Source organism: Zwartia vadi, from assembly GCF_030410375.1.
GTDB lineage: Bacteria > Pseudomonadota > Gammaproteobacteria > Burkholderiales > Burkholderiaceae_B > Zwartia > Zwartia vadi.
Window position 1 is genome coordinate 1 of sequence record NZ_JAUHHE010000029.1, and the last position, 5457, is coordinate 5457.

Below are 5457 nucleotides of genomic sequence, written 5' to 3' on the forward strand. Positions count from 1 at the left end.
TTGTGCGTGATTTCGGAAAGAGGATTAGTCTGGTCCATAAACTGGGACAATTGGCTCGAACCAAAAAACTCTTTGATCGCTGCGGAAATCGGCTTGGAGTTGATCAAGTCATGCGGCATCAGATTCTTTGTTTCCGCTTGACCCAAACGCTCTTTCACCGCACGCTCAACACGCACCAAGCCGGCACGGAATTGATTTTCAGCCAATTCACCCACGCAACGCACACGACGATTGCCCAAGTGATCGATGTCATCAATCTGTCCACGACCGTTACGCAACTCAACCAACACTTTGATCGTAGCGAGGATGTCCTCGTTTGTCAGTGTCATCGGTCCCGTAATATCGTCGCCGCGACCTAAACGGCTGTTCACTTTCATGCGGCCCACGCGCGACAAGTCGTACGTTTCTTCGCTGTAGAACAGACGTTGGAAGAGTGCCTCAACAGCATCTTCGGTTGGCGGCTCACCAGGGCGCATCATGCGATAGATTGCGACACGTGCGGCCATTTGATCTGCTGTCTCATCCGCACGCAATGTCTGCGAAATGAATGGACCACGATCAAGGTCGTTTGTGTAAAGCGTCTGGATCGTACTGATCCCGGCTGCACGCAATGCGCTGAGGGTACCTTCAGTGATCTCGTCGTTTGCCGAAGCGATCAACTCGCCCGTTTCAGCATCAACAATGTTGGTGGCAATCACACGACCAATCAGGAAGTCTTCAGGAACCGAAATTCGCTGAATCTTGGCTGCGGCGATGTCACGCAAATGTTTAGCATTGACTCGTTTATCTTTTTCGACAAGCACTTTGCCGCTGCGATCAGTAATGTCAAATCGAGCAACTTCGCCCTTCCAACGGTCGCCGACAAACTCCATCATGCCGCCTTCACTTTGCAATTCGAATTGATCGAATTCAAAGAACTCGGAGAGGATTGCTTCTGGCGTCAAACCAATGGCTTTGAGCAAAATTGTCACAGGCATCTTTCTACGACGATCGACGCGGAAAAACAGAACGTCTTTCGGGTCGAACTCGAAATCGAGCCATGAGCCACGGTAAGGAATGACCCTTGCCGAAAACAACAGCTTGCCTGAGCTATGGGTTTTGCCTCGATCGTGTTCAAAGAACACGCCCGGAGAGCGGTGAAGCTGCGAGACGATGACACGTTCTGTGCCATTGATCACAAAGGAGCCCGTGCTAGTCATGAGCGGAATTTCGCCCATGTAGACTTCTTGCTCCTTGACTTCTTTGACTGTCGGCTTGCTGACCTCTCGGTCAAGCAAAACCAATCGCACTTTCGCACGTAATGGCGATGCGTAAGTCAATCCGCGTAGCTGACACTCTTTGACATCGAACACGGGTTCGCCTAAGCCGTAGCTGACGAACTCGAGACGAGCCATGTTGTTGTGGCTGGAGATTGGAAATATTGAACTAAAGGCTGCCTGCAATCCCTGCTCTTTACGGGCAGATGGTGCAGTATCAGCTTGCAAGAAGGTTAGATAAGATTGAAGCTGTGTCGCAAGCAGAAAGGGAACGTCTTGCACGTCCTCACGCTTCGCGAAGCTTTTGCGGATGCGCTTTTTTTCGGTAAACGAGTAAGGCATGAGCACTCCGACTCGAAGTTACATAGGCCGTCAACCACGGCCACAGGGTATGACTTAAGGAACTGCAGGTACTTCAAACGACTTCAGAAAACCCGACTATTTGACTGCTTTAAGAGTGGTTTTCTGAAAGCGCAAACGCCCGGGAAGGCAATATCTGCTTTCCCGGGCGATCACTGAAAAAATTATTTCAGTTCAGCTTTAGCGCCAGCTTCTTCAAGCTTCTTCTTGGCGGCTTCGGCGTCAGCCTTAGCAACACCTTCTTTGACAGCCTTCGGTGCACCGTCAACCAGATCTTTAGCTTCTTTCAAGCCAAGACCAGTCAATTCGCGGACAGCCTTAATGACGCTAACTTTGTTCGCGCCAGCTTCTGTCAGCATCACAGTGAACTCTGTCTGCTCTTCAGCAGCAGCAGCACCGCCGCCTGCAGCAGGTGCTGCGACAGCAACAGCAGCGGCAGCAGCCGACACGCCAAACTTCTCTTCCATTTCTTTGATCAGCTCGGACAGCTCAAGCACGGTCATGCTAGAGATTGCGTCGAGGATTTCAGCTTTAGTAGCCATTTGTAGAACTCCAGATTAAATAATATGCCAGGGGTTGGTATCGCTTGTCGTTCAACGAAGTATCGATTAACTGCGTTATGCAGCTTCTTTTTGATCGCGCACAGCCGCAAGGCCACGAACGAACTTAGTCGGAACTTCGTTAAGAGTACGTACAAATTGCGCAATCGGAGCTTGCATTGTGCCAAGCAATTTCGAAAGCAACTCTTCGCGTGAGGGCATCGTGGCCAGAGCCTTGACACCGTTTACATCTAACAGGCTATTTGGCAATGCGCCAGCCTTGATGATCAGCTTATCGTTGTCTTTCGCAAATGCGGAAAGCACTTTTGCAGCATTGACTGGATCAGCACTGATGCCATAGATCAGCGGACCAACCAACTTGTCGGACAAAGCCTCGAAAGGCGTGCCTGCGACAGCTCGGCGTGCGAGCGAGTTTTTGAGGACTCGCAGATACACGCCTGACTCACGCGCAGTTTTGCGCAGTACGGTGACAGAGGCGACGTCCAGACCACGGTACTCTGCAACCACAATCGATTGGGCTTTCGCGACTTGCGTCGTGACTTCCTCGATTACGATCGCTTTCTCTTGACGATTGAGACTCACGGTTTGAACACTCCATCAAAAGATGCTTGGGGATAATTCCCTTTGCATCAACCGAACGCGGCGAACCTGGTCGAGTTCTTAAGAACAAGAAATCTTCCGTGGACGCCGTCTGCGCTGGATCCAGTAACAACCTGGGATTAAGCTTAGAGGAAAAGATAAAGGATTTTATCTATCGCCTCTCAGCTCCAGCGGTCTTTGACAGCAACACCCGGACAATGCCGGGTGCAGCCCAAAGTCTTTAAAAAACTGACGATTACTGTTGTGTAGCCGTCAGCGATGCAACTTCAATACGTGCCCCACCACCCATGGTGGAGGAAACAGCCAGCTTGCGCAGATAAACACCTTTGGAAGCTGTCGGGCGAGCTTTATTCAAAGCATCCACAAGTGCTGCCAAGTTTGTTTGCAATTGTTCGACGGCAAAAGATGCGCGTCCAATTGTTGCGTGGACAATACCGGCTTTGTCAGTACGGTACTGAACCTGACCTGCTTTGGCGTTTTTAACTGCCTGAGCGACGTCGGGTGTCACAGTGCCAACCTTTGGGTTAGGCATCAGGCCACGTGGGCCCAAGATCTGTCCAAGGGTACCAACGATACGCATTGTGTCTGGCGAGGCAATAACAACGTCAAAGTTGAACGTGCCACTTTTGATTTGTTCGGCCAAGTCGTCCATGCCAACGATGTCTGCTCCGGCTGCTTTTGCTTGCTCGGCTTTTTCACCTTGTGCAAACACGGCAACTCGCACTGATTTACCAGTACCCGCAGGCAAGACGACGGATCCGCGTACCAATTGATCCGATTTCTTTGGATCAATTCCAAGTTGGACAGCAACGTCGATCGACTCGTCAAACTTTGCCGTTGCGCAAGCCTTGACTAAAGTAATCGCTTCTGTGACTGGATACAATTTTGCGCGCTCAATTTTTTGAGCGATTGCAGCCATGCGCTTTGTAGTTTTAGCCATGATCAGAGTCCTTCTACCGTGATGCCCATGCTGCGAGCGCTTCCAGCGATCGTGCGCACTGCTGCGTCGAGATCAGCTGCTGTCAAATCTGGAGATTTTGCTTTGGCAATTTCTTCAGCCTGAGCGCGTGTCAGCTTACCGACTTTATCGGTATGGGGACGTGGAGAACCTTTTTGAATACCGGCAGCTTTCTTGATCAGAATAGACGCTGGAGGCGTCTTCATGATGAAAGTAAAGCTCTTGTCGGCAAAAGCGGTAATCACAACAGGAATAGGCAAGCCTGGCTCAAGACCCTGGGTCTTGGCATTAAACGCCTTACAAAATTCCATGATGTTCAGGCCGCGTTGACCCAATGCTGGACCAATCGGTGGTGATGGGTTGGCTTTACCAGCTGGGACTTGCAGCTTGATGAAGCCGACGATTTTCTTCGCCATGCTTTGCTCCTTACGGGTTCAAACGCCAGTGCTTCAAGCAACTAGCTCCCCGGGGTTAAAAATTAGGTCTTTTCGACCTGACTAAAATCTAGCTCTACAGGAGTCGAGCGGCCAAAAATTGCAACCGATACCCGAACCTTGCTTTTTTCGTAGTTGACTTCTTCGACGTTGCCATTGAAGTCCGCAAATGGGCCTTCTTTGACACGCACCATTTCGCCAACTTCGAACAAAACTTTTGGACGGGGTCGCTCGACGCCTTCTTCCATTTGAGACAAGATTTTTGCAACTTCTTTTTCAGAAATTGGCGTAGGTCTGTTTCCAGAACCACCTAAAAACCCTGTCACGCGTGGTGTATTTTTAATAACGTGCCAAGTCTCATCAGTCAGTTCCATCTCAACCAGAACGTATCCTGGGAAAATCCGACGTTCGGAGATCGACTTTTGTCCACCTTTCGACTCGATGACTTCTTCGGAAGGCACTAAAACCTTGCCAAAATAATTTTGCAGTCCCGCTCGCTCGATACGCTCAAGCATTGCTTTATGGACGCTTTTTTCCATGCCGGAGTAGACATGAACGACATACCAACGTTTACTCATGGATCGTCCTTGTTATTTCCAGCCTAGCAACACACCGAACAGCAACCAAGCGATTAGCTTATCCAACACCCACAAAAACAAACCCATGACTGCAACAAAGGCGAAAACAATACCTGTCATTTGCATGGTTTCTTTGCGTGTTGGCCAAACGACTCGACGAACTTCGTTGTAGGAGTCTTGTGCAAACGCAATAGTACGGCGGCCTGGCTCACTAAACCAAGCAATCACAGCAGCAAGAATCAAACTACCAATAAATACTGCAATGCGTCCCACCATGGGGAGCTTTGATTCGAGCATTGAGAAACCAACGATGCCGGCAATAATGACGAGCACGGATAGCGCCAACTTTAGTCGGTCTGCTGTACTGGTGACGTTCTCGATCGTTGTATTTGACATGTTCTACACGCAAGCACTGAAAATGTACTTCACGCAACTTTGTTATCGGCGGTGGCAGGGGCAGAGGGCCTCGAACCCCCAACCTTCGGTTTTGGAGACCGACGCTCTGCCAATTGAGCTATGCCCCTAGACCTGCACTTCTAAACCAAAAGGGCGGGTGTCTTTCGACACCTACCCCCGCACTTACATTACTTCAGGATTTTAGCAACGACGCCGGCGCCGACGGTACGGCCACCTTCGCGGATTGCAAAACGCAGACCTTCTTCCATAGCGATTGGTGCGAGCAGCTTAACTGTCATACCAACGTTATCGCCT

At 50.2% G+C, this 5457-nt stretch carries 8 protein-coding genes and 1 tRNA gene; all 9 read right to left on the reverse strand.

Annotation, left to right across the window (positions count from 1 at the left end; translation table 11 throughout):
- On the reverse strand, positions 1–1598 hold a 1598-nt coding region (locus QWY27_RS15065; protein WP_494338400.1), incomplete at its 3' end, for a DNA-directed RNA polymerase subunit beta family protein.
- A gap of 182 nt (positions 1599–1780) precedes the next feature.
- Positions 1781–2158 (reverse strand): 50S ribosomal protein L7/L12, encoded by a 378-nt coding sequence (gene rplL / locus QWY27_RS15070; RefSeq protein ID WP_290199260.1) that lies wholly within the window; start codon positions 2156–2158, stop codon positions 1781–1783.
- 75 nt (positions 2159–2233) lie between these two features.
- Entirely contained in the window at positions 2234–2758 is a 525-nt protein-coding gene (gene rplJ, locus QWY27_RS15075) for a 50S ribosomal protein L10 (RefSeq protein WP_290199261.1), read from the reverse strand.
- A 253-nt stretch (positions 2759–3011) separates the two neighbouring features.
- On the reverse strand, positions 3012–3716 hold the full coding sequence (rplA, locus tag QWY27_RS15080; protein WP_290199262.1) for a 50S ribosomal protein L1: 705 nt from the start codon (positions 3714–3716) through the stop codon (positions 3012–3014).
- Positions 3717–3718: 2 nt separating this feature from the next.
- Positions 3719–4150, reverse strand: a complete 432-nt coding sequence (gene rplK / locus QWY27_RS15085) for a 50S ribosomal protein L11 (RefSeq protein ID WP_028816407.1) — start codon at positions 4148–4150, stop codon at positions 3719–3721.
- Positions 4151–4212: 62 nt separating this feature from the next.
- On the reverse strand, positions 4213–4746 hold the full coding sequence (gene nusG, locus QWY27_RS15090; RefSeq protein ID WP_290199263.1) for a transcription termination/antitermination protein NusG: 534 nt from the start codon (positions 4744–4746) through the stop codon (positions 4213–4215).
- Between the two features lie 12 nt (positions 4747–4758).
- Entirely contained in the window at positions 4759–5142 is a 384-nt protein-coding gene (gene secE, locus QWY27_RS15095) for a preprotein translocase subunit SecE (protein WP_290199264.1), read from the reverse strand.
- A gap of 52 nt (positions 5143–5194) precedes the next feature.
- Positions 5195–5270, reverse strand: a tRNA-Trp gene (locus tag QWY27_RS15100).
- Between the two features lie 60 nt (positions 5271–5330).
- A partial coding sequence (locus QWY27_RS15105) for an EF-Tu C-terminal domain-related protein (RefSeq protein ID WP_494338397.1) occupies positions 5331–5457 on the reverse strand: 127 nt, incomplete at its 5' end.

Bases quoted from the DNA above. Each gene is read 5' to 3' on its own strand.
- rplL (WP_290199260.1), bottom strand. From the start codon at position 2,158: ATGGCTACTAAAGCTGAAATCCTCGACGCAATCTCTAGCATGACCGTG.
- rplA (WP_290199262.1), bottom strand. From the start codon at position 3,716: ATGGCTAAAACTACAAAGCGCATGGCTGCAATCGCTCAAAAAATTGAG.
- rplK (WP_028816407.1), bottom strand. From the start codon at position 4,150: ATGGCGAAGAAAATCGTCGGCTTCATCAAGCTGCAAGTCCCAGCTGGT.
- secE (WP_290199264.1), bottom strand. From the start codon at position 5,142: ATGTCAAATACAACGATCGAGAACGTCACCAGTACAGCAGACCGACTA.
- nusG (WP_290199263.1), bottom strand. From the start codon at position 4,746: ATGAGTAAACGTTGGTATGTCGTTCATGTCTACTCCGGCATGGAAAAA.